This window comes from Tessaracoccus zhenghani (assembly GCF_055326325.1).
The window spans coordinates 116,071-136,173 of the sequence record NZ_JBUZNQ010000005.1 but is presented as its reverse complement, the minus strand read 5'-3'; the positions used below and the strand labels follow the sequence as shown (position 1 = coordinate 136,173).

Here is a 20,103-nt window from a genome sequence, read left to right as displayed (position 1 = left end):
GTCACTCGCCCGTGAAGCCCTTGTAGTCGTCCTCGAACGCCTGGAGCACCTCGTCGGCCGAGCGCTGGCCGCCGAGGACCTCCTGGAGGCCCTGGCCGGCGGTGTCGGAGAACGTGGGCGTGGCGTAGTCGAGGTACGGCAGCAGCGTGCCCTCCTGGGATACCTTGTCGAACGCCTCGAAGATCTCCTTCTGGACGCCGGATTCAGGCGCCAGGTCGGCGGCGCCGAGCACCGGGAAGCCGCCGTTCTCAGCGATCAGCTTCATGGCCTCGTCGCTGGTGATGTAGTCGATGTAGGCCACGGCCGCGTCCTTGTTCTCGGCGTTGGCCGGGATGGAGAACGGGATGCCGGTGCCGCCGGTGGTGGCGAGTTCGCCGTTGACTGCGGGCGGCGGGGCCATGAAGCCGAGGTCCTCGCCCATCACGCCCTCCATGTCGGTGCCCAGCCAGGAGCCGCCGGGCAGGAAGACGCCGGTGCCCTTGGTGAAGTCGTTCCAGGCGGCGTCGTAGTCGGTGCCGTTGGGCGAGGTGCCGAAGTAGCCCTCGGCCCCCCACTTGGCGAACTGTTCCATGGCGGCCTTGTTGCCGTCGGAGACCCAGCTGGCGCCGGCGTTGCCCATGCCCAGCTTCACGGCCTCTTCGGGCTCGATGTAGTTGGCCATCAGCGGGCCGAAGACGTGGATGGCCGGCCAGCCCTCGATGTTGCCGAGGATCATCGGCTGCTCGCCGGCCTCCTTCGCCTGGTCCAGGATGGCGAAGTACTCGTCCCAGGTGGTGGGCAGCTCGGCGCCCAGTTCCTCGAGCTTCTTCTTCGAGTAGAAGATGCCGACGATCTCACCGGTCTGCGGGAGCCCGTACAGGTTGCCCTCGCCGAACGTCGTGCCGTCCGGGGAGTACCGCACCTTCGAGAGCACCGAGGCCGGGAATCGGTCCTCCCAGCCGTACTGCGCCGCGTACGGCGACAGGTCGGTGAGCTGACCGGCCGTGACGAACTGGCCCATGTCGCCGCGGGCGTTGTTGACCTGGACGACATCGGGCACGTCGTTGCCGCTCAGCGCCAGGGAGACCTGCGCCTTGAGGTCGTCGAAGGACTGGCTCTGGCGGTCGATGGTGATGTTGGGGTACTTCTCCATGAACGCTTCGTTGAGGGCGACGAGCGCGTCGTTCTGGCTGCCGCGGACCTCCTGGTCCCACACGGTGAGCGTGATGTCGCCCAGGCTGCCCGGGTCGACGCTGGGCTCAGCCGCGGCGCTCGACCCGCCGTCGGCAGGGGCGGCGGTCTCATCCGGGGCGTCAGATCCGGGGGCGCAGGCTGCGAGCATGCTCAACGACGCAGCGGCCGCAACGGCCGCCTTGAGCAGCCGGCTGATGGGACTGGGCGACATGGGGGTCCTCCTTGACGGTCTGTGGCTCTGAGTCTGCCACGTTCTGTTTGGTGATGATCGATGTTTAGCGATAATGATTGGACATCGCGGCTAGGGTCAGTGTCATGCTGACAGATGTGCGCCTCCGCAGGGTGGCGGAGTTCGTGCACGCGAAGGGCTCCGCGTCGGTGCCCGAACTCGCCAGCACGCTGGGTGTGTCCGAGGCTACCGTCCGCCGCGACCTCCAACAGCTCTCCGACGCGGGCCTCGTCGAGCGGGTGCGCGGTGGCGCCTGCCGGCCGCACAGCATCCGCCCCGAGGCCGACCACGCCGCCTTCGACGTGGTGGCCGGGCAGGAAACCCACGAGAAGCGCCGGATCGCCAAGGCCGCAGCCGCGTTGGTCAACGACGGCGACGTGGTGGCGCTCGACATCGGCACCACCGTGTTCGCCATGTGCCCCTACCTGCGGTCACGGTCGATCACCGTGGTCACGGCCTCCCTGGCGGTGGTGGCGAAACTCAGCGACGCCCCGCACGTCGACCTCGTGGTGATGGGCGGCGTGCTCAGGCCCAATTACCAGTCTCTGGTGGGGGTGCTGACCGAGTCGTGCCTGCGTCAGGTCCGCGTCGACGTGGCGTTCCTGGGCGCCGCCGGCATCCGGCCCGACGGGGCGGTCCTCGATTCGACGCCCAGCGAGGTGCCCGTCAAGCGGGCCATGATCGAGGTGTCCACCCGTTCCTGGCTGTTGGCCGACCACGCCAAGTTCCCGGGCGCCGGATTCCTCGAGATCGCCCCCATCACGGCGTTCACCGGACTCGTCACCGACAGCCCCGCGGGGCCGGAGTCGCTGCACCTTCCCCCTGAAACGAATCTGGAGGTTCGCTACCCATGAAACTCGTGATCCTCGGCGGCGGCGGCTTCCGCGTACCCCTCGTCTACGAAGCGGTGGCCACAGACCCGGTGGCCATGTCGGACGGCCGGCCCTTCATCGAGGAGGTCGTGCTCTACGACACCTCGCAGGAGCGGCTCGACGGCATCGAGCGGGTCATCCGTGCGCGGGCCGCGCAGCTGGAGAACCCGCCGACGCTGCGGACCGGCACGGACCTGCGCACCGCCCTGGCGGGCGCCGACTTCATCTTCTCCGCGATCCGGGTGGGCGGGCCCGCGGGCCGGGTGAAGGACGAGCGGGTGGCGCTCGACCTCGGGCTCCTCGGCCAGGAGACCATCGGCCCCGGCGGGCTGGCCTACGCGCTGCGGACCATCCCAGTGATGCACGAGGTCGCCACGGCCATCGCCGAGGTGGCGCCCGAAGCTTGGACCATCAACTTCACCAACCCGGCCGGCATCGTGACGCAGTCCATGCGCCGGGTGCTCGGCGAGCGCGTCGTCGGCATCTGCGACACCCCCATCGGGCTGGTGCGGAGGGTGTCGCGGCTGCTGGGCGTCTCGCTCGAGCACGACCAGGACCGCGTGGACTACGACTACCTGGGGCTCAACCACATGGGTTTCCTCCGGTCGGTCAGCGTCGACGGCGTGGACAGGTTGCCGGAAATCCTCGCGGACGACGCCCGGCTCGACACCATCGAAGAGGCCCGGCTGATCGGCAAGGACTTCGTGCGCGCGCTCGGCGCCCTGCCGAACGAATACCTCTACTACTACTGGCACACAGACTCCGCCGTCGGACGGATCGGGCAGAACGAGCAGACCCGCGGCCAGTACCTGGCGGCGCAGCAGAGCCAGTTCTACGAGAATGTCGCCGGGGCCGCCGACCCGCTGCGCCTGTGGCACGAGGTGCTGCACGAGCGTGAGGCCACCTACATGGCCGAGGCCCGCGACGAGGAGCGCCGCGAGGAGGACATGGGCGGTGGCTACCAGGAGGTCGCGCTGCGGATGATGCGGGCGCTGGCCACGGGGCAGCCCGAGCGGATGATCCTCGACGTCGCGAACCTGTCGGACGGCCGGCGCGTGGTGCCGGAGTTGCCCGACGACGTGGTGGTGGAGGTCGCCTGTGTCGTCGACGGCGACGGGGTGCACCCACTGCCCGTCGGGCCCGTGAGCCTCCTCGAACTGGGCCTGATGGCTCGGCTCCGCGGCGCCGAGCAGGCCATTGCCGAGGCCGCCCTCACCCGTGATGCGGACAAGGCCTGGGAGGGCTTCGCCTCGCACCCGCTGGTCAACTCGCCGGAGCTGGGCCGCAAACTGCTCGACGGCTACATCGCCGCGCACGAGGAGATCGCCGCGCTGTTCGCCCGTTGAGCCGGGTGGCCGGAATGTGGAGGGCGCCGCCGAGGCCCGCCGCCCACATCTGCGCAACTCCGCTCAGGTGTTCGACGCGGCGTAGATGCTGCCGATCGACTCGTCGAGCAGCGCGTCGAACTCCTCCTGGGTCTGGCTCCCCTTGAGCCCCTCGGTGAGGGCGCGTGAGAAGCTGGCCACGACCCCGTGCTGGCGCGCGAGGCGCTCATTGGATTCGGCGCGCGTGTAGCCGCCGGAGAGCGCGAACACCCTGAGCACGCGCGGGTGGTCGACGACGTCGCGGTAGAGGTCGTCGACCTCCGGCAGCGTCAGTTTGAGCATGACCCACTCGTCATCGGGCAGGGAGTCGAGGGCCTCCATGAGGAGGTCGTGGAGCTGCTGTTCGGCGTCCGCCTTGAGCGGGCTCTTGATGTCGATCTCCGGTTCGAGGATGGGCACCAGGCCGGCGGCGAAGATGTGCCGGCCGATGTCGAACTGCTGATCGACCGCGGCCTTCAATCCGGCGCCCGGCGTGATGACGACCGAGCGCATCTTGGTGCCGAACACCCGGTGGTCCCTCGCGTCGGCGAGCACGTCGTCGAGCTGCGGGATGTCCTTCATCAGGCGGGCGCCGGACTCCTCGTCGAGGAGACCCTTGTCCACCTTGAGGATGGGCACCACTCCCTTGACCTTCCACAGGTACTCGGCCGTGGGCCGTCCCTCCACCTGGCGGTGCAGGGTGTCCTCGAAGAGGATGGCGCCGAGAATCCGGTCCCCGTCGAAGCTCGGGCTGGTCATGATGCGGGTCCGCATCTCGTGGACGCGGTTGAACATCTCGGCCTCATCGGCCCACGATTCGATGCCGTAACGCTTCAGTGCGCCAGGCGTGTTGCCACCGCTCTGGTCGAGCGCGGCGATGAAGCCGGGTGCGCTCTGCATCTTCTCGAACTGGTTCTCAAACATGGGGCGCCCTTCCCTTCTACGCGTCGCCGCGCCGGGCAGGCGGGCGACACCGCCCGGCTCCATTGACCCTTCCATTGTTCCACCATTGACTGGGGGTTTCAGGCGGGAGCGCGTTCCTCCTCCACCGGCCCGGGCTCTGTGCGGGACCGCACAGCGTGCCAGATGCGGTGGCATCCGATGACGACGGCGAGCCACGCCAGACCGATGACCCAGGCGCCGAACACATCGGTCAACCAGTGGTGCCCCAAGAAGACCCGGGAGAGGCCCATGGAGATGGAGTAGAGCGCCGCCAACGCGGCGATGACCCAGGTGAGCCAGCGCCGGTGCTTCCAGGTGTCGCGGATCAGCAGGTAGGCGAGGATGCCGGCGATGACCAGCGCATTGAGGCTGTGCCCGCTGGGGAAGCTCATCGACGACTCGAACGGGGGCACCGCCTCCGCGATGGGCGGCCGGGCGCGTCCGATGTAGTTCTTGCCCAGGATGGTGATCAGCAGCGAGCCGCCCACGGCGATGACGGTCAGGATGAGCGGGGTGATGTCGCGCCAGCGCCAGCTGAGGAAGGCCACGACGACACCGGTGACGATCGGCTGCCAGAAGGGCCCGCCGGTGTTGGAGTACCAGGCGACGAACGAGGTGAACCCCGGCGTGCGCGCCGCGAGGGCCCATTCGAGCACCGGGCGGTCCCAGGCCGCGACCCCGTCGTTGTCCGCGATGGATTCCATGATCTCGCCGAACAGCTCGGTCAGGACGATGGCAGCGACGAGCGCGACGGCCAGGGTGACGCCCAGCAGGAGCGACGCCTTGGCCTTGACGGAGGGCTGGGGCAGTTGCATCCGACAATGCTCGCACGGCCGCTGGCCAGTGGCCCTCGACTCAGCCAGCGAGTTCGACGCTGAGTCCGCCCTCGCGGAGGATCTGCGCCCCGGACGGGAGGCCCACTTCGGAGCGCACCACTTCCGTGTACCCGGTCTCGTAGACGACCCTGGTCACGCGGCGCGAGTTGATGATCAGCCGTGCGCACGTGGCGCACGGCTCGTGGGTGACGAACAGGGTGTGGCCCTCGCCGTTCCAGTTCGCGGCCAGGAGGGCGTTGACCTCCGCGTGGATGAACCCGCTCTGGCCCTGAGCCATGGACTCGCGTTCGTTGGGCTCGCCGGCGGCCCGGCCGTTGTACCCGACCCCCACCACACGGTGCCACCGGTCCAGCAGGCAGGCGCCCACCTGGACCTTCGCGTCGGCGCTGCGGGTGGCCCAGAGGCGTGCGGTGGCGAGGCCGAGTTCGTCGAACGAGGGGCGCGTCATGCGGCTGAGTCTAGAACCCGCACAGCTCTGCCCCCTCGGCGCAGCGCGGCAACGAGACCTGCGCCGCCGAGGACCAGCAGCGTCGCCCCGCACAGGACGCTGGACAGCATCCCGGGCCAGGGCGTCGCGCCGGGGAGGTCGAACATGCCGCAGTAGAACGGTTCGACGACGGCTCCGGCCGGGACCGCGAGCCGAGCAGCGGCTCCCCAACCGCCGGGGCGGCCCGCGGCCGCCCCGATGAGGCCCAGCGGTGCGCCGATGGCGCCTGTGAGCAGGAACCAGTTGAGGTTCTCCGCCCAGATGTCGCCGGTGTAGACGCCGAGGACCTGCCCCAGCCCGTAGTGGGCACCCAGCAGGAGCCACCCGCTCAGGACTCCCGCAGCAGCCGCTTGGCGCGGGCGGCGCACCAGGCGGCCGGCGAGGATCAGGGCGCCCGCCCAGGCGGTGCCGGTGTTGAGCAACTTCGTGAGGGTGAGGCGCGTGGCGAGCAGCCCGTTGGCGTCGCCGTTCAGCTCGGAATGGGTTGCGAGGCCGCTCACCAGCGACACCACCGCCAACGCGAGGGCCACCGCCAGCACCCATCCCCAGGATCTCCGCACCATGCCTGGCAGCCTATTGCGGCACGGCAGGCGCGGGGATCCACCTGGGGTACTGATCCTCGTAGACTCCGGGGCATGAGCGAGTTGACCGTCGACCCGGGCCCGGGGATTCCCGACGGCCTGGTCATCCCGGCCGGCGAACTGCGGGAGCGGTTCGCCCGCTCGTCCGGCCCCGGCGGTCAGGGGGTCAACACCACCGACAACAAGGTGCAGCTCTCGTTCGACGTCCGTGCCTCGACCACGCTCACGGAGGCGCAGCGTCGGCGGGTGCTGCACCGTCTGCGGCACAGACTGGTCGACGGGGTGCTCACCGTCGAAGCCTCGGAGGAGCGCTCGCAACTCCGCAACCGCTCCGCCGCCCGCCAGCGGCTGGCTGCGATGCTTCGCGAGGCGCTCGCCCCGCCCCCACCGAAGCGGCGGGCCACCCGCCCGACGAGGGGATCGGTGGAACGCCGGTTGCGGTCCAAGAAGCACAGGGCGGAGCTGAAGAGCGCGCGCCGTCGCCCGGGCGAATGAGCGGGCCCTCCTTCGGAGCGACGCATTGCCGAGCCGCGCTTCAGTCTGCGGGCTGCGCTCGGCAGTTGGTGGATCGGGACGTTTGGCCGGGGTTCGTCAAGAGCACCAAGAAGCTTGCTGCGCTGCGGTGGCGGCCCCCGGTCTGCACATCCTGGCTCCAGAGAGGGACGACAGCGATGGCCTTGCGATTTAGCGCTCATGCCGATGCGCGAGCCTGCAATCTGTCTGATTCATGCCGTGCTAATTGACTGATTCAAATTCTGCTTCTTGTATGGTTCGGGCATGGAGTATGCGCGCCGGATTCTTGATGACGAGTTGGATGAGCTGTTCGGGCAGGTTCCGGCGATCGCGGTTGACGGGCCCAAAGGGGTGGGGAAGACCACGACCGCTGAGCAGCGGGTTGCCGGAGTGGTGCGGTTGGACTCGAGGGCTATTCGTGAGTCCATCGCCGCGGAGCCGGAGCAGGTGTTGGGGCGTGGGCGTTCGCTGTTGATTGACGAGTGGCAGAAGGTCCCTGAGGTGTGGGACGTGGTGCGCCGTGCGGTGGATGCTGATCCGACGGGCGGGCAGTTCCTGCTGGTCGGCAGCGCCTCCCCGGCGCCGGGGGCCACGGCGCATTCCGGGGCTGGTCGGATCGGTCGGTTGCGGATGCGTCCGATGACCTTGTCCGAGCGGGGAGTGACGCAGCCCACGGTCAGCTTGCGGGGGCTGCTGGGTGGAGGTCGCGGGCCGCTGTCCGGTTCGTGCTCGCTGACTTTGAGCGACTACGTGGAGGAGATCGTCGCGTCGGGTTTCCCGGCGATGCGGCCATTGGTGGGGAGGTCGCGGCGGTTCCAGCTCGACTCCTACCTGCGCAACGCGGTGGATCGTGACGTCCCGGAACAGGGGCTGGCGGTGCGGAAGCCTGAGGCGATGTTGGCGTGGTTGCGTGCCTATGCTGCGGCGACGGCGACCACTGCGAGCTATGCGCAGATCCTGGATGCCGCCACTCCCGGGCAGGGCGATAAGCCGGCCCGCTCCACGTCGATCGCCTACCGTGACGTGTTGTCCAGTTTGTGGCTGCTGGACCCGGTGCCGGCGTGGGCGCCGAGCGGGAGTCTGTTGACCCGGCTGGGGCAGACGCCTAAGCATCATCTGGCAGACCCGGCGCTTGCCGCCCGTCTCCTCGGCCTCAGCCGCGACGCTCTGCTCGATGGCGTTGGCACGTCGGTGGGTCCGCAGTCAGGCAGCGTTCTGGGTCACCTGTTCGAGTCGTTGGTGACCTTGTGCGTCCGGGTCCCGGCGCAGGCGGCGGAAGCCACCGTCGGTCACCTGCGTGCCCGCAACGGCGACCACGAAGTCGATCTGGTCGTGGTCCGCGACGACGGCCGAGCCCTGGCGGTCGAGGTCAAACTGGCCAACACCGTCACCGACCAGGACACCAAGCACCTCCACTGGCTGGCCGACCGCATGGGCGACAAGCTGCTAGACGCAATCGTGATCAACACCGGGCCAAACGCCTACCGGCGTCCCGACGGCATCGCTGTGCTCCCCCTCGGACTCCTCGCGCCGTGACTGGCCGACATCCGACTCTGCCGCACGCCGGACCTATCTGGGCATCTCGTACATAGCGCGGGCTGAAAGGTGCCGTCTGACCGCGCAGTGCTTGACCGTGGTACTGCCCGCGGTACCATAGAGGTGTGGCGACCGTGGAAAAGCTCGTAGCAGCAATGCGAAAGAATCCACAGAACGTGCGCTATGACGACCTCCATAAGGTCTGCGAACACTACTTCGGTCCGCCCCGTAGAACCGGTGGATCACACGCGGTGTTCAAGACCCCCTGGCCTGGCGACCCGCGAGTAAACATCCAGAACAGCAACGGTCAGGCCAAGTCGTATCAGGTGCGACAGGTGATGGCTGCTATCGACAAGAAGGAGGCAAAGTGATGTCTCAGACCCCAACTGTGGACGCGTCCCTTTACACCTACCGCGTGACGTGGTCGGTCGAAGATCACGAGTTCGTCGCCAGTTGTGCGGAGTTCCCCTCGCTGTCATGGCTCGCTGACTCTCAATTGGCCGCCCTGCAGGGCTTGGTTGATCTGGTTGCCGAGACCGTGTCCGATCTCGCAGCGGAGGGTGAAGTCATCCCCGAACCTCTGGCGAAGCGGAACTACTCGGGCAAGTTCAATCTCCGGGTCGGGGAGGGTCTGCACCGTAGGCTCGCGATCCAAGCGGCTGAGGAGCACCTCAGCCTCAACCAGTATCTCGTCCGGCGTCTCTCTGAGGCGAGCTGAGCCACCTCCGCGACATCCGCAACTGCCGCTCCTGGTGTGGTCTGGAGGGTGAAGATCGACGCCATCGGCTTGAAGGTGGCACTGCCCGCGACCGACCACGTCACTCGGTCGAGCTTCCCCGCTTCTGGCCATCCTTGGTTGAGCGTACGTCATGACGTACGCTTGGGGCGGAGGTGGTTTCCATGACTGCTGTGAGCGCAACGTCTGCCCGAGCGAATCTGTACCGGTTGATCGATCAGGTCAACGAGGAGTCCGAGCCGTTGACCATCACCGGGCAGCGTGGCAATGCTGTGCTTGTCGGTGAGGAGGACTGGCTGGCCATTCAGGAGACGCTGTTCCTGGAGTCGGTGCCTGGGTTGGCTGAGTCGATCCGTCGTGCCCGCGCGGAGGGTGTCGATGCGGGCTCGACTGAGCTGGACTGGTGAGTCCCTGGACTCTGGTGTATTCGCGCCAGGCCCAGAAGGACGCCAAGAAGCTGGCCTCCTCGGGGCTGAAGACGAAGGCGCAGCACCTGCTGGAGGTCCTGGCTCAGGATCCGTTCACCACTCCACCTAAGTACGAGAAGTTGGTCGGCGACCTCGTGGGCTGCTACTCGAGACGCATCAATATCCAGCACCGACTTGTCTATGAGGTGCTCCCTGAGCGACACGTCGTCCATATCCTGAGGATGTAGACGCACTACGAGTAGAACTTCACCGACGGACGCTCATGCCGCAGCCAGTTCGAAGATGATGCCTCTGGCGTTGTGGTCGGGGTGAGCGCAGCATCATGTATGACCAGTCTTGAGCCCATCTTGTTCCCTGTCCTCCTCGATGCTGCGACCGATCCTCTGGTGAGGGCAGTCGCCGCCTACCTCGCCCGCTACCGTGGGCAGAGCCGCGTCCACACCGAGTCTGACCTGCGTAGCTTCCTGGTGTGGTGCCGAGAACGGGGTGTCGACCCCCTGCAGGCGAGCCGCGCCCAGGCCGAGTTGTACGTGCGCTGGATGCAAGAAGTCCGTCACTTCCAGCCCTCGACCGTGAGCCGTCGTGTCTCTGTGATGGCGGGCTTCTACCGCACCTGCGTCATTGACCAAGTGATCGCTGCCTCACCGGCGGACTATGTGCGGCGCCCGAACGTGTCGGCTGAGTCCCCGACCCTGGGCTTGTCCCATCTCCAGTTCGAAGCCTTGTTGACCGCGGCGAGGTCGTCTGCGAATGTCAACGACTTCGCGCTGGTCACGATGCTGGGGTTGCTGGGGTTGCGGATCTTCGAAGCATGCGGCGCCAACATCGAGGACCTGGGAGAGGAGCATGGCCATCGCGTGCTGAAGGTCCACGGTAAAGGCGGCAAAGTCGTCCTGACACCCTTGCCGCCTTCGGTCCAGCGCGCGATCGAGCGAGCCGTGGCAGGCCGGGCTGAGGGCCCGGTTCTGCGCAATCTTCGGGGGGTGAGGATGGAACGGCACGCGGCCACCCGCCGGCTGAAGCGCCTCGCCGACACTGCTGGTGTCCGCCTGCCGTGGATGCATCCACACATGATGCGGCACACGTTCGTCACCACGATGCTGGAAGCCGGCGTGGACCTGCGTGACGTCCAGATCGCTGCCCGACACGCCGATCCGAGGACGACGATGCGCTACGACCGGGCACGTAAGAACCTCGACCGGCACCCTAACTACATCCTCGCCGCCTACATGGCCTCCGGCACCTGACATGCTACGAACCCGGTTTCGTACTACATTGTCTGACGCGGAAGGTATACTGGGTGACGTGGGAGAGGAACTCAACTGGGACGACGAGTCCGTGGCGTACATCCGGAGTCGCGGCGACCGTTACCCCGGCGGGGGTGGCGTCGAACCGAGCTGGGCGCATGAGGTGATGGATGATCCGGACCTCGCGGCGTTCGAGCCGGACCCGAAGTCAGGATGGGTGCTTCTCGCTTCATCGGCTTCTCCACGGCTGCTGGCAGAGTGCTGGTCGTCATCGCGTTCCGAGACGCTGATGGGGATCTGCACGGGATCAATGCGTGGCCGGCAACGGGTGCCGATCTGAGGTTCTATCGAGAGGGGACTAGACATGGCAAAGACAATTGACCCTGCGCTGGCGGCTCGCCTGCGAGATGAGTCCGAGAGAACCCTCGAGGGCGACTATCCAGAGGGTGCGCGACCGTCCCGCCCGAACCGGACGAAGGTGTACTCGATCCGGCTCAGCGAAGACGAGCAGGCCCGGGTGCAGCAGGCCGCCGACGCCCAGCACCTCCCACCGTCGACCCTGGTGCGTTCCTGGATCCTCGACCGACTCAACCAGGACAAGACCGCCTGAAGCCATCCGGATCTGCCGCGCCTTATGCCTTAGCGAGCGGTCGTGGCTTCGCGCTGGCCCTTCAGCCCAGCCTAGGTCTTTCGTTCCATGCGGCGGTGGCAACCGTTACCCCGCACGACCTGGCCACCGCCTTCGACTTCCACATCAACCTCGCTGAGCGTGGATCCATGAAGGCGTCAGCTCACCACTAGACCCTCGCGCTACGTCCAGGCCCCCTTCCGCTGTATCCGCGGAAGGGGGCCTCATCGGTCCCATCCTCACGAGCCTTGTCCCGGCGCTCGCCGGACGTCCGGTTCTGCCGCGTCTGGCGCATCACATCGCAGTGATGGATGATGTCGCGCATGAGTATCGAAGCATGGTGGCCGAAGCTTCGTCAGCAGTCCCGTGACTATTTGATGGAAAACAACGGTGACCAGGTCCCGACCGACCTTGTCGAAGAAATCACTGAGGCAGGCGGCATCGTCAGCACCGACGCATGGTGGGTAGGCCAGAGCGGTCCAGCCGGGCTATACCTGTCGGACGAGGCGAACGACTGGATCGACGAGGTCGCCAACGGCGAGACCCCTGAACCTCGCGCGGAGGACGGCGCTCCAACATCCTGACATGATGGAAACACAGCCGTGTGATTTATCCCCGGGTGTGGGTAACCCTGTGGACAACCGTCACAGGAAGCGGACCCAGTTGGGGCCCTCGCCCGTCTCGCTCTGGCTCTGCAGCACCAGGTGGCCGTCGTCGTAGATCCGATACAGCGAGGCGTGCCCGCTGCGCTCCCCCACCACGACGACATGCTCACCCTCAGGCGACACCGTCAGCCCGCGCGGCTGCGTCTCCGTATCGGTGATCACGGCCGGGCCGCGTAGCGTGCCATCCGCTTCGACGGCGACCGCGCCCACCGTCGACTCCGTGCGCTCAGTGCACAGCAGCCACCGGCCCCCGGCGGCCAGCGCCAGGTCCGCGCCCCACACCAGGTGACCCGCCATGGGGTCCACCCCGAACGACGACGTGTGCAGCCCCCGCGTCACGTCGAAGGCCGGGACCTCCTCGCGACGGGTCAGCCGGCCGGATTCGCCGCGTTCGAAGTGGATGGCCTCACCGGTGAACTCGGTCAGGAGGTACGCGTGGTTGCTGTCCGGCGAGAAGATGAGGTGCCGCGGCCCCGTCCCGGGCGTGGCGTGGATGAACGGTTCAGACAGTTCGGAGAGCCCGCCGTCGACGGTGGTGGCGAACTGGGCGATGCGGTCGTCGCCCAGCGACACGAAGTAGGCGTTGTGGCCGCTCGGGTCGAACAGTGCTGCGTGCATGTTCCGGCTCTCCAGGCGTGCCGACTGATCGCCCACCACGCCGTCGACAACGCGGTACGACGCGCCCCAGCCGCCGTGGTAGGAGGCGGCCAGCAGCATGTGGCCCTTCGGCGACACGTCCAGGTAGGCCAACGGATCCTCCACCGGGCGGCGCGCCACCTCCTGATGCCGGCCGTTCTCCCGATCGATGCGCAGCGTCAGGATCGCCGGCGCCGGCTCCGAGGTGGCTACGTACAGCAGGCCACGGGCATGGTCGACGGCGAACGTACTGCACCCCGCGCCGACGGCGACGTCGCTCACCCGGATCAGCTGCTCGTCGCTGATCCGCAGGGTGGTGAGTGTGCCACCCTTGGAGTTTCCGACCAGGACCATCGCGTCATTACTCATGGCGCAAGCTTAGGCACAGGGCCGTGCACCCGGGACGTGTTGGCCACGTCACGCGGGCTTGAACGACACCATCGAGTTGAACGTCCACTGATTGCGCCAGGCGTAGCTGCCCGTCCCGTCGGCGCCCACCGAGTAGGCGATCACCGTGGCCACCAGGTAGCTGCGGCAGCCGCCCCGGCCCGTGGCGGCCGTGTCGCATTCGGTGCGCCACCGCCGGCCGTTGCTCGTCCATTCGCCAGTTGCGGCCAGGGGGTTCCCGGCCCAGACCGAACGCGGCGTGGGCTTGTAGGTGAGGTTGTTGAACAGCCAGCCGGTGCTCTGCACGAACCGGCCGCCAGCCTGGCTGACCACCGTGCCCCAGATCTCCGTGCGGCAGCGCTCGGTCACCGAGTACGGCTCGCACGAGGTGCGCCAGCGCCGCCCGTTGACCAGGTGCTCGCCGGGCGTCACGTAGAGCAGTTGCGGGTTCTTCACGAAATCCGGAGGGGGCTCGACGCTCGGATGGCGCAGCCCCAGCGGACCCTTCGCCGCTTCCGTCACCAGGTTGCGCACGAGCCCGCGCGCGAACGCCTGCGACCTGGCCGGTGCGGATTCCATCCACGGCGACACCGCCCACGCGAACGCGAACGACCCCAGGTTCACCACCCCGGCCCCGGACGGCGCCGAGTAGTACGTGATGTCCGAGAAGGCGTTGGCGTCGTTGGTGCACCGCAACGGGCTGTGCGCCACCACGACGGTGGAGTCAGGCGACTGCTTCGCCAACCGGTCGATCTCATGACCGACGAGCCCCGGGTACTGAGCGCCGGCGGTCGCGCCGAGGCCCGCGAACCCCCAGAACGTCGGATCCGTGACCACCAGTGGCGCCGTTTCCCGGAAGCGCGACGCGCACGTGTACTGCGAACCCAGCAGCGAAGCCTCGGGATCGGCGCCGGGGCTGCGACGCCACAGGTCCGTGGTCGTCGGCCCCTGTACCGGGTCGAGGCTGGCGTCCTTGTAGCTGGTCACGATGGTGCCGTCGGCGTTCCACCGGATGCGCCAGTAGGCGGTGTTCGCGCCGAGGAAGAGCAGGTTGGTGCCGGAGTCGCGCAACGCCTCGGCGGCGCGTCGCATCTCCAGGCTCCAGTACTCGTCGTGCCCGAGGAACACCATGGCCGGCGAGCCTGCGTACTGCGCCGCCCCCTGGTGCAGCGCGAAGTTGGTGGTGTAGGACAGCGGCACCCCCAGGGATTCGAGCTGCTGGATGAGTCCCACTTCGTACTCCTGCACCTTGAGGGTGCGGTTTCCCTCGAACGCCTGGGGGCGCATGAACGAGACGCGGTGCGCCCGGTACTCGAAAGCAGAGCGCCCGTCCTGGTAGCCCTGGTACAGGTTGAAGTTGCCCATCGGGTTGTACGCCTGGTGGGTGGCTGTCGCCGACATCACCGTCACCGTGCCGCGGTGCGACTTCGAGCGCAGGATCACCGGCACCGTCTTCGACTTCCCCGACGCGTGGCGCAGGTTCACGTAGTACATGCCCGGCAGCCAGCCGGTGGTGTCGAACGTGTGTGTGACCTTCCACCCGGAGCAGTCCACCATGTTGCCCTCTTCGAGCGTGCAGGGCTGCTGCGCGACGCCGGGTTGGGCGGGCAGCTGCGCCACCCTGAGCCCGCCGCGGCCGCCATAGTCGCCGATGCGGTACACGTCAACGGCCACGGCCTGGGAGGGGCTGTGCACCCGCAGTTCCATGGGCTGGCCGGGGAGGAGGCTCTCGGCGCCGACGAATCCCCTGAGTTCCGTGTCGGTCGCCTGCTGGGCGAGGGGGACCCGCCAGTTGTGGAGGTCGTCGTCGGCCGTCGCCACGGAGGGCGTGAAAACGCTCCACACCAGGACGATGGCGAGGAGCAGAGCTGAAGAACGCCGGAGGGCCACGTCCCCACGATAGGAGAATCCCTGCCCCCGGTGCGGGCGGGGCAGGGATTCGTGGGAAGTGGATGCCGCGAGGGGCGGAGTGTCAGTCGCTGAAGCGCACCAGGTTGTTGAAGACCTCGGCGCCGCCGGCGGACGACTTCACGTAGGTGCGGCAGGCGCCGCGACCCGTCGCGGCGGTGTCGCACTCGGTGCGCCACTGCCGGCCCTGCGCGTCGTTCCAACTGCCGGTGGTGCCCAGGTCGTTGCCTACCCAGAGTTCGCGCTTGGCGGGCTTGTAGGTGAGGTTGTTGAACACCCAGCCCTCGGTGTGCAGCTCATAGCCCGCCACGTTCTCGACCATGGAGGCCCAGATCTCGGTGCGGCACCGTTCGGTCTGTGAGTACGGCTCGCAGGTGGTGCGCCAGGCGCGGCCGCCGACGGTGTGCTGACCCTCGGTCACGTAGAGCGCGACGGCGTCGATGGTGTCCGCCGCGGCGATCACGGGACGCTGGACGTCGCGCGAGGCGGCAACCTCCGACGCGCGGTGCAGCGCGGAGGCGGGCAACAGCGTGTTGCTCAGGGCGGGCACGGCGTAGCAGGAGCGGCGCGCGTCGGCGACGACGGCGCCGTCGGAGTTGCGCGTCCAGTAGCCGCAGTAGGCGCCGCCGCTGCCGTGGATGGCGTAGCCACCCAGCTGCAGGCCGTCGATGGGCATCTCTTGGCCGGCCTTCATCAGGGTGAAGTGCACATGGCGGAAGGTGCCGCGGCCACAGGTCTCGGAGCCCGGCATGCCGGTCATACCCAGCTTGGTGCCGGCCGCCACCTGCTGACCGGCCGCGAGGCCGGCCGGGATGGCGCGTAGGTGGTAGTACTTCGTCTGCCAGCCGCCCTCGTGGGTGATGATGACCTCGCAGTTGGCCTTGACGGTGGTGATCACGCCATCGGCGGCGGCGACCACGTCGACCGACGCGTTGCCGGCAGCGCCGAGATCCACGGAGCTACGCACGCCGGAGGTGAAGGTGTGGGTGCCGCCACCCTGGACGGTGAGGCCCCAGCCCACGGGCAGCAGCATGGGGAAATCCGGAAGGGTGGCTGCTGCCTCGGCCCTCGGAGCGGTGGCGACGCTGAACACGCCAGCCAGGAGCGCCACTACCAGGGCTCCGACAAAAGACTTTCGCACGCAGATATCCTTCAGCAAATTCTCAGGGTTTCTCAGGATGAGGAGACCACCCACGCGGTGATCCCTGAGAACTGTACGATTTTCCTGAGAGTTTCCCAAATCCTTCCTGAGAATTGCTCAGCTTTCTGCTATAGGCTTGCCTCTGCGGCCGGGACCTCCCCCTTCGCCGGGCCGACGGTGAGGGCGGCGATACCGGTGGTCAGGGGCACGCTCAACACCAGGCCGATGGCCGAGCCGAGGGTGCGGACGGCCTCCCCGGCGAACATCTCGACGCCGAGCAGGTCCAGCGGCGCCCGGGAGGTGAAGTACAGGAGGAGCAGCACCGTCAGGGCTGCGCCGGCGTAGGCGAAGACGATGGTGTAGATGGTGGAGGCGATATGGTCGCGGCCGATCCGCATCCCCGCCGCGAACACGCGGGTCCGCGACCACTGCGGCGCTGCGCCGCGCAGCTCCCAGACGGCCGAGGCCTGGGTGATCGTCACGTCGTTGAGGACGCCGAGCCCGCCCACGATGATGCCCACCATCAGCAGGTCCTGGAAGTTGATGGCGGGCGCGAGTTGGGCGAGGTCGTACTCGTTCTCGTCGGAGAAGCCGGACAGCCGGGCCGCCACGACGGCCACCGCGCCCAACCCCGTGGTGACCGCGAGCCCGAGCAGCGTCCCGGCCAGCGCGGCGGAGGTGCGCACCGAGACCCCGTGCGCCACGTAGAGCACGATGAACATGATCACCGTCGATCCCGCCAGCGCCACGGCCATGCCGGATTTGCCGACGATGACGGCCGGAAGCATGAACCCCAGCAGTACGTAGGCGGCGATGCCCAGCGCCACCAGCGCCATCAGCCCCCGCCACCGGGCGACGGCGACCACCGCAGCCACGAACAGCGCCAGCATGATCCCGATCACCGGGAGCCGGTTCACACCGCTGAACGCGTAGTGGAAGCCGTCCTCGGTGGGGATGCGGGCGACCTCGATGGAGTCGCCCGCCCTCAAGCCTGCGTGCACCTGGGGCCCGGACAGTTCGACGGTGACCTCCGCCCCCTCGTCGGCCCCGCTGTCGACGACGACCCGGGCGGTCAGGCAGGCGGGCCCCTCGACGGGGCCGACATCGGCCGATTCGCACCCCTCGGCGACCTCCGTGATGGTGGCGTCCTCATACGTGACGCCGGGCACCTCGTCGACGATGGTGAGGGCGCCGTCGAGCTCGGCGCCGCTGGGCCACAGCCAGATCATGCCCGCCACGGCGAGGATGCCCACGACGGCGAGGAAGCCGACGAGGAGAGCCCGGGCGCGCTGACCCACTTCTACTGGTGCGTGTTCGCCGTGCGAGTGACCCATGCGGGCCAACGTACACGGCGGACGTACACTCGAAAACGTGTCGACGAACGCGGAAACCAGGCGGAAGCGGCGCCCGGACGCGAAGTGCCCGCTGCGCCCCGGGGATCCGTGCACCCTCTGCCAGATCAACGTGACCGGACCGCACGACTGCGGCCTCGTCTATCTCATCATGGACGACCCGGAATCACGCGAGGCCTGGGCTGAGAGCCGCCGGAAACAGCACCAGTAGGCGCACGGGTACGCTCGTCCCATGGAAATGGCCGCGCCCGTCTGCTATCGGCACCCGAACGAACCCACCCGCATCTCGTGCCAGCGCTGCGGCCGCCCCATCTGCCCCCAGTGCATGGTGCCGGGCTCAGTGGGCTTCCAGTGCCCCGAATGCGTGCAGCAGGGGATGCAGCAGACACGGCAACACGCCCTCCCGTACGGGGGCAAGCGGACCTCCAACCCCAAGACGACCTCGATGGTCCTGGTCGGCATCAACGCCGCCATCTGGATCCTGCTGCTGCTGACAGGCGGCTACGACGGTGAGCCGATGGGCTACGTGGCCCTCACCCCCGCCATCGCCGCGTACTACGGCGAATGGTGGCAACTGCTCACCTCAGGTTTCGCGCACGTGGAGTTGTGGCACTTCGGCTTCAACATGCTGGTGCTGTACCTGCTGGGCCCCAACGTCGAGCAGATCGTGGGGCGCTGGAAGTTCCTGGCCATCTACCTCATCTCGTTGCTCGGCGGTTCTGCCAGCGTGATGCTGTTCTCCAACCCGCTGGGCTCCACGCTGGGCGCGTCGGGCGCGATCTACGGTCTCCTCGGCGCCGTGCTGCTGCTCGCCATCAAGCACAAGGGCGACGTGCGCGGCATCCTCACGTGGATCGGCATCAACGTGGCGGTGTCGTTCCTGTGGGCCAACGTGTCATGGCAGGGGCACCTGGGCGGCCTGGTGGGCGGCGTGGTGGCCACGGCCGTCGTCCTGTTCCTGCCCAAGTCTGCGCGGAAGTGGCAGTGGCCGCTGCTCGCCGCGCTGGCCGTTGCCTTCGTGGCCGTCAGCCTCTTCCGGGGGCTCCAGCTCGCCGGGTAGCCCCGCCTGTCACCGCCAGAGCGTGTGCTTCAGCGCCTCCTCGACGGTGGGCTCAGAGAACCGGAAACCCGCGGCCTGGAGCTTGGCCGAGGAGACCCGCTGGTCCGTGTTGATCAGCTGGTCGTAGCCCTCGGACCCCAGGAGGACCTTGGGCCCCACCGAGGGCACCGGCAGCCAGGACCGTTTCCCGATCACCCGGGCGAGCGTCTCGGCGAACTCCCCGTTGGTGACGGGAGCCGGCCCCACCATGTTGACCGCTCCCTGCACCGACGGCGCCACCACGGCATACGTGTACGCGCGGGCCACGTCGTCGATCCCGATCCAGCTGTTCATGCCCTCCTTCGGCGACACCGGCCCACCCAACCCCAGGAAGAACAGCGGCAGCTGCGGCAGGAGGGCCCCTCCGCCCTGGCTCAGCGCGATACCGGTGCGCATGAAGGCGGTGCGGGCACCGGCGTCCGACGCGGCAACGGCGGCCCCCTCCCACTGACGCACGACGTCGGCGAGGAACCCGTCGCCGGGCGCCGACTCCTCCGTGAGGAGTTCGCCCGGGCGTCGCGCGCCGTAGATGCCGATGCCCGACGCCTGGATCAGCGCGGTCGACGGATGCCCGGCGACGGCATCGGCCAGCGTGTGCGTCGCGTCGAGGCGTGACTGCAGGATTCTGTGTTTGTTCTTCGCCGTGAACCGGCCACCGATGGAGTGCCCGGCGAGGTTGATCACCGCGTCGACGCCTTCGAGGACGCCGGGGGGCAGGTGTCGCCCGGCGGGGTCCCACTGGATGGCGGTGCCGGGCGCGTAGCCCCGGTCCGGCGAGCGGACCAGCCGTCCGACGTGCTGCCCGGCGTTGGCGAGGAGCGCGACGAGTTGCGTACCGATGAGGCCCGAGGCACCCGCGACGAGGATCCGGCGGCTCTGCCCGGCGAGGAGCCGGTGGAGCATCAGGTCGCCCTTCATCTGGCGCGCCCTGAACCGGAAGTCGCGGTTGTGTTCCACGTCGGTGTCGAACTTCAGTTGCGGGGCGTCGAACGTGATGCGGTCGAACATCCTGGTGCCGCCGTCTGGCAGGTCGCTGAGGAACGACTCGTGGCGCCAACTGTTGAAGATGGCGCTGTCCACCATGTCGACGACCTGCACGTCGTCGCTCAGCGCCATGTAGCGGTAGGTGGCCTTGGGCTTCGGGTACGGCCGGTAGGGCAGGTGGACGCTCACGGTGAACTGGTTGCCCACGCGGTAGTCGTCCGGGTTGCCCTCGAGGACGGTCAGGCCGCCCCCGGGGAGGAAGCGCACCAGCCCACCGGGGGCGTACAGCATCCGGCGGACGAGGTCGCGCGGGTGCGCGAAGTCGGTGACGTGCTCGTAGACCTTCATACGGCCATCCT

At 68.1% G+C, this 20,103-nt stretch carries 24 protein-coding genes; 14 read left to right on the top strand and 10 right to left on the bottom strand.

Annotated features, from left to right (window positions below; all coding sequences use genetic code 11):
- Nucleotide 1: 1 nt before the first annotated feature.
- The gene (locus tag ACZK4S_RS12030; protein WP_463644418.1) at nt 2-1,384 is read right to left on the bottom strand and encodes an ABC transporter substrate-binding protein; all 1,383 of its coding nucleotides are present in this window, start codon (nt 1,382-1,384) and stop codon (nt 2-4) included.
- Nucleotides 1,385-1,488: 104 nt separating this feature from the next.
- Between ACZK4S_RS12030 and ACZK4S_RS12025 the strand changes: the two genes are divergently transcribed.
- Both ACZK4S_RS12025 and ACZK4S_RS12020 read left to right on the top strand, forming a co-directional pair.
- Nucleotides 1,489-2,256 carry a DeoR/GlpR family DNA-binding transcription regulator gene (locus ACZK4S_RS12025; RefSeq protein WP_076061564.1) on the top strand — a complete coding sequence of 256 codons (768 nt, stop codon included), beginning with the start codon at nt 1,489-1,491 and terminating at the stop codon, nt 2,254-2,256.
- Nucleotides 2,253-3,620 carry a family 4 glycosyl hydrolase gene (locus tag ACZK4S_RS12020; RefSeq protein WP_463644417.1) on the top strand — a complete coding sequence of 456 codons (1,368 nt, stop codon included), beginning with the start codon at nt 2,253-2,255 and terminating at the stop codon, nt 3,618-3,620. Before ACZK4S_RS12025 ends, ACZK4S_RS12020 begins: the two co-directional genes overlap by 4 nt.
- Before the next feature lie 63 nt (nt 3,621-3,683).
- Here ACZK4S_RS12020 and ACZK4S_RS12015 read toward each other — a convergent pair whose 3' ends face one another.
- The 4 genes from ACZK4S_RS12015 to ACZK4S_RS12000 form a co-directional block, all read right to left on the bottom strand.
- Nucleotides 3,684-4,562: a fructose bisphosphate aldolase gene (locus ACZK4S_RS12015; protein ID WP_463644416.1), complete on the bottom strand. Its 879-nt coding sequence runs from the start codon at nt 4,560-4,562 to the stop codon at nt 3,684-3,686.
- A 98-nt stretch (nt 4,563-4,660) separates the two neighbouring features.
- Nucleotides 4,661-5,395 carry a phosphatase PAP2 family protein gene (locus tag ACZK4S_RS12010; RefSeq protein WP_463644415.1) on the bottom strand — a complete coding sequence of 245 codons (735 nt, stop codon included), beginning with the start codon at nt 5,393-5,395 and terminating at the stop codon, nt 4,661-4,663.
- Nucleotides 5,396-5,435: 40 nt separating this feature from the next.
- Nucleotides 5,436-5,864, bottom strand: coding sequence for a deaminase (locus tag ACZK4S_RS12005; RefSeq protein ID WP_076061574.1), 429 nt, complete (start codon nt 5,862-5,864; stop codon nt 5,436-5,438).
- Complete coding sequence (locus tag ACZK4S_RS12000; protein ID WP_143570948.1) at nt 5,861-6,466, bottom strand: hypothetical protein; 606 nt, start codon at nt 6,464-6,466, stop codon at nt 5,861-5,863. Before ACZK4S_RS12000 ends, ACZK4S_RS12005 begins: the two co-directional genes overlap by 4 nt.
- A 72-nt stretch (nt 6,467-6,538) precedes the next feature.
- Between ACZK4S_RS12000 and arfB the strand changes: the two genes are divergently transcribed.
- The 10 genes from arfB (at nt 6,539) to ACZK4S_RS11950 (ending at nt 12,156) form a co-directional block, all read left to right on the top strand.
- On the top strand, nt 6,539-6,979 hold the full coding sequence (gene arfB / locus ACZK4S_RS11995) for an alternative ribosome rescue aminoacyl-tRNA hydrolase ArfB (RefSeq protein ID WP_463644414.1): 441 nt from the start codon (nt 6,539-6,541) through the stop codon (nt 6,977-6,979).
- Nucleotides 6,980-7,261: 282 nt separating this feature from the next.
- On the top strand, nt 7,262-8,533 hold the full coding sequence (locus ACZK4S_RS11990) for an ATP-binding protein (protein WP_463644413.1): 1,272 nt from the start codon (nt 7,262-7,264) through the stop codon (nt 8,531-8,533).
- A gap of 125 nt (nt 8,534-8,658) precedes the next feature.
- Nucleotides 8,659-8,904: a toxin HicA gene (locus ACZK4S_RS11985; protein ID WP_463644412.1), complete on the top strand. Its 246-nt coding sequence runs from the start codon at nt 8,659-8,661 to the stop codon at nt 8,902-8,904.
- On the top strand, nt 8,904-9,251 hold the full coding sequence (locus ACZK4S_RS11980; protein WP_076063651.1) for a type II toxin-antitoxin system HicB family antitoxin: 348 nt from the start codon (nt 8,904-8,906) through the stop codon (nt 9,249-9,251). The genes ACZK4S_RS11985 and ACZK4S_RS11980 overlap by 1 nt, the downstream gene beginning before the upstream one ends.
- Nucleotides 9,252-9,433: 182 nt before the next feature.
- Complete coding sequence (locus tag ACZK4S_RS11975) at nt 9,434-9,676, top strand: type II toxin-antitoxin system Phd/YefM family antitoxin (RefSeq protein ID WP_076063562.1); 243 nt, start codon at nt 9,434-9,436, stop codon at nt 9,674-9,676.
- Entirely contained in the window at nt 9,673-9,924 is a 252-nt protein-coding gene (locus tag ACZK4S_RS11970) for a Txe/YoeB family addiction module toxin (protein ID WP_076063565.1), read from the top strand. Before ACZK4S_RS11975 ends, ACZK4S_RS11970 begins: the two co-directional genes overlap by 4 nt.
- Before the next feature lie 99 nt (nt 9,925-10,023).
- Nucleotides 10,024-10,944, top strand: coding sequence for a tyrosine-type recombinase/integrase (locus ACZK4S_RS11965; RefSeq protein WP_076063567.1), 921 nt, complete (start codon nt 10,024-10,026; stop codon nt 10,942-10,944).
- A 58-nt stretch (nt 10,945-11,002) separates the two neighbouring features.
- The gene (locus ACZK4S_RS11960; protein ID WP_463644411.1) at nt 11,003-11,284 is read left to right on the top strand and encodes a hypothetical protein; all 282 of its coding nucleotides are present in this window, start codon (nt 11,003-11,005) and stop codon (nt 11,282-11,284) included.
- A 24-nt stretch (nt 11,285-11,308) separates the two neighbouring features.
- The gene (locus tag ACZK4S_RS11955; RefSeq protein WP_143571043.1) at nt 11,309-11,554 is read left to right on the top strand and encodes a YlcI/YnfO family protein; all 246 of its coding nucleotides are present in this window, start codon (nt 11,309-11,311) and stop codon (nt 11,552-11,554) included.
- Nucleotides 11,555-11,895: 341 nt separating this feature from the next.
- Nucleotides 11,896-12,156 (top strand): hypothetical protein, encoded by a 261-nt coding sequence (locus ACZK4S_RS11950; protein ID WP_076063569.1) that lies wholly within the window; start codon nt 11,896-11,898, stop codon nt 12,154-12,156.
- A 60-nt stretch (nt 12,157-12,216) separates the two neighbouring features.
- Here ACZK4S_RS11950 and ACZK4S_RS11945 read toward each other — a convergent pair whose 3' ends face one another.
- The 4 genes from ACZK4S_RS11945 to ACZK4S_RS11930 form a co-directional block, all read right to left on the bottom strand.
- On the bottom strand, nt 12,217-13,242 hold the full coding sequence (locus ACZK4S_RS11945; protein ID WP_463644410.1) for a lactonase family protein: 1,026 nt from the start codon (nt 13,240-13,242) through the stop codon (nt 12,217-12,219).
- 48 nt (nt 13,243-13,290) lie between these two features.
- Nucleotides 13,291-15,150 carry a N,N-dimethylformamidase beta subunit family domain-containing protein gene (locus tag ACZK4S_RS11940; protein WP_463644409.1) on the bottom strand — a complete coding sequence of 620 codons (1,860 nt, stop codon included), beginning with the start codon at nt 15,148-15,150 and terminating at the stop codon, nt 13,291-13,293.
- 82 nt (nt 15,151-15,232) lie between these two features.
- A complete protein-coding gene (locus ACZK4S_RS11935; protein WP_463644408.1) occupies nt 15,233-16,309 on the bottom strand; it encodes a M23 family metallopeptidase in 1,077 nt (358 codons plus the stop codon).
- 128 nt (nt 16,310-16,437) lie between these two features.
- Nucleotides 16,438-17,643: a YibE/F family protein gene (locus ACZK4S_RS11930; RefSeq protein WP_463644407.1), complete on the bottom strand. Its 1,206-nt coding sequence runs from the start codon at nt 17,641-17,643 to the stop codon at nt 16,438-16,440.
- Nucleotides 17,644-17,680: 37 nt separating this feature from the next.
- Between ACZK4S_RS11930 and ACZK4S_RS11925 the strand changes: the two genes are divergently transcribed.
- The gene (locus tag ACZK4S_RS11925) at nt 17,681-17,872 is read left to right on the top strand and encodes a DUF6767 domain-containing protein (RefSeq protein WP_076063579.1); all 192 of its coding nucleotides are present in this window, start codon (nt 17,681-17,683) and stop codon (nt 17,870-17,872) included.
- Between the two features lie 21 nt (nt 17,873-17,893).
- Complete coding sequence (locus ACZK4S_RS11920) at nt 17,894-18,721, top strand: rhomboid family intramembrane serine protease (protein ID WP_076063581.1); 828 nt, start codon at nt 17,894-17,896, stop codon at nt 18,719-18,721.
- A 9-nt stretch (nt 18,722-18,730) separates the two neighbouring features.
- On the opposite strand, the gene ACZK4S_RS11915 is transcribed toward ACZK4S_RS11920, so the two are convergent.
- Nucleotides 18,731-20,092: a TIGR01777 family oxidoreductase gene (locus tag ACZK4S_RS11915; protein ID WP_463644406.1), complete on the bottom strand. Its 1,362-nt coding sequence runs from the start codon at nt 20,090-20,092 to the stop codon at nt 18,731-18,733.
- Nucleotides 20,093-20,103 lie beyond the last annotated feature (11 nt).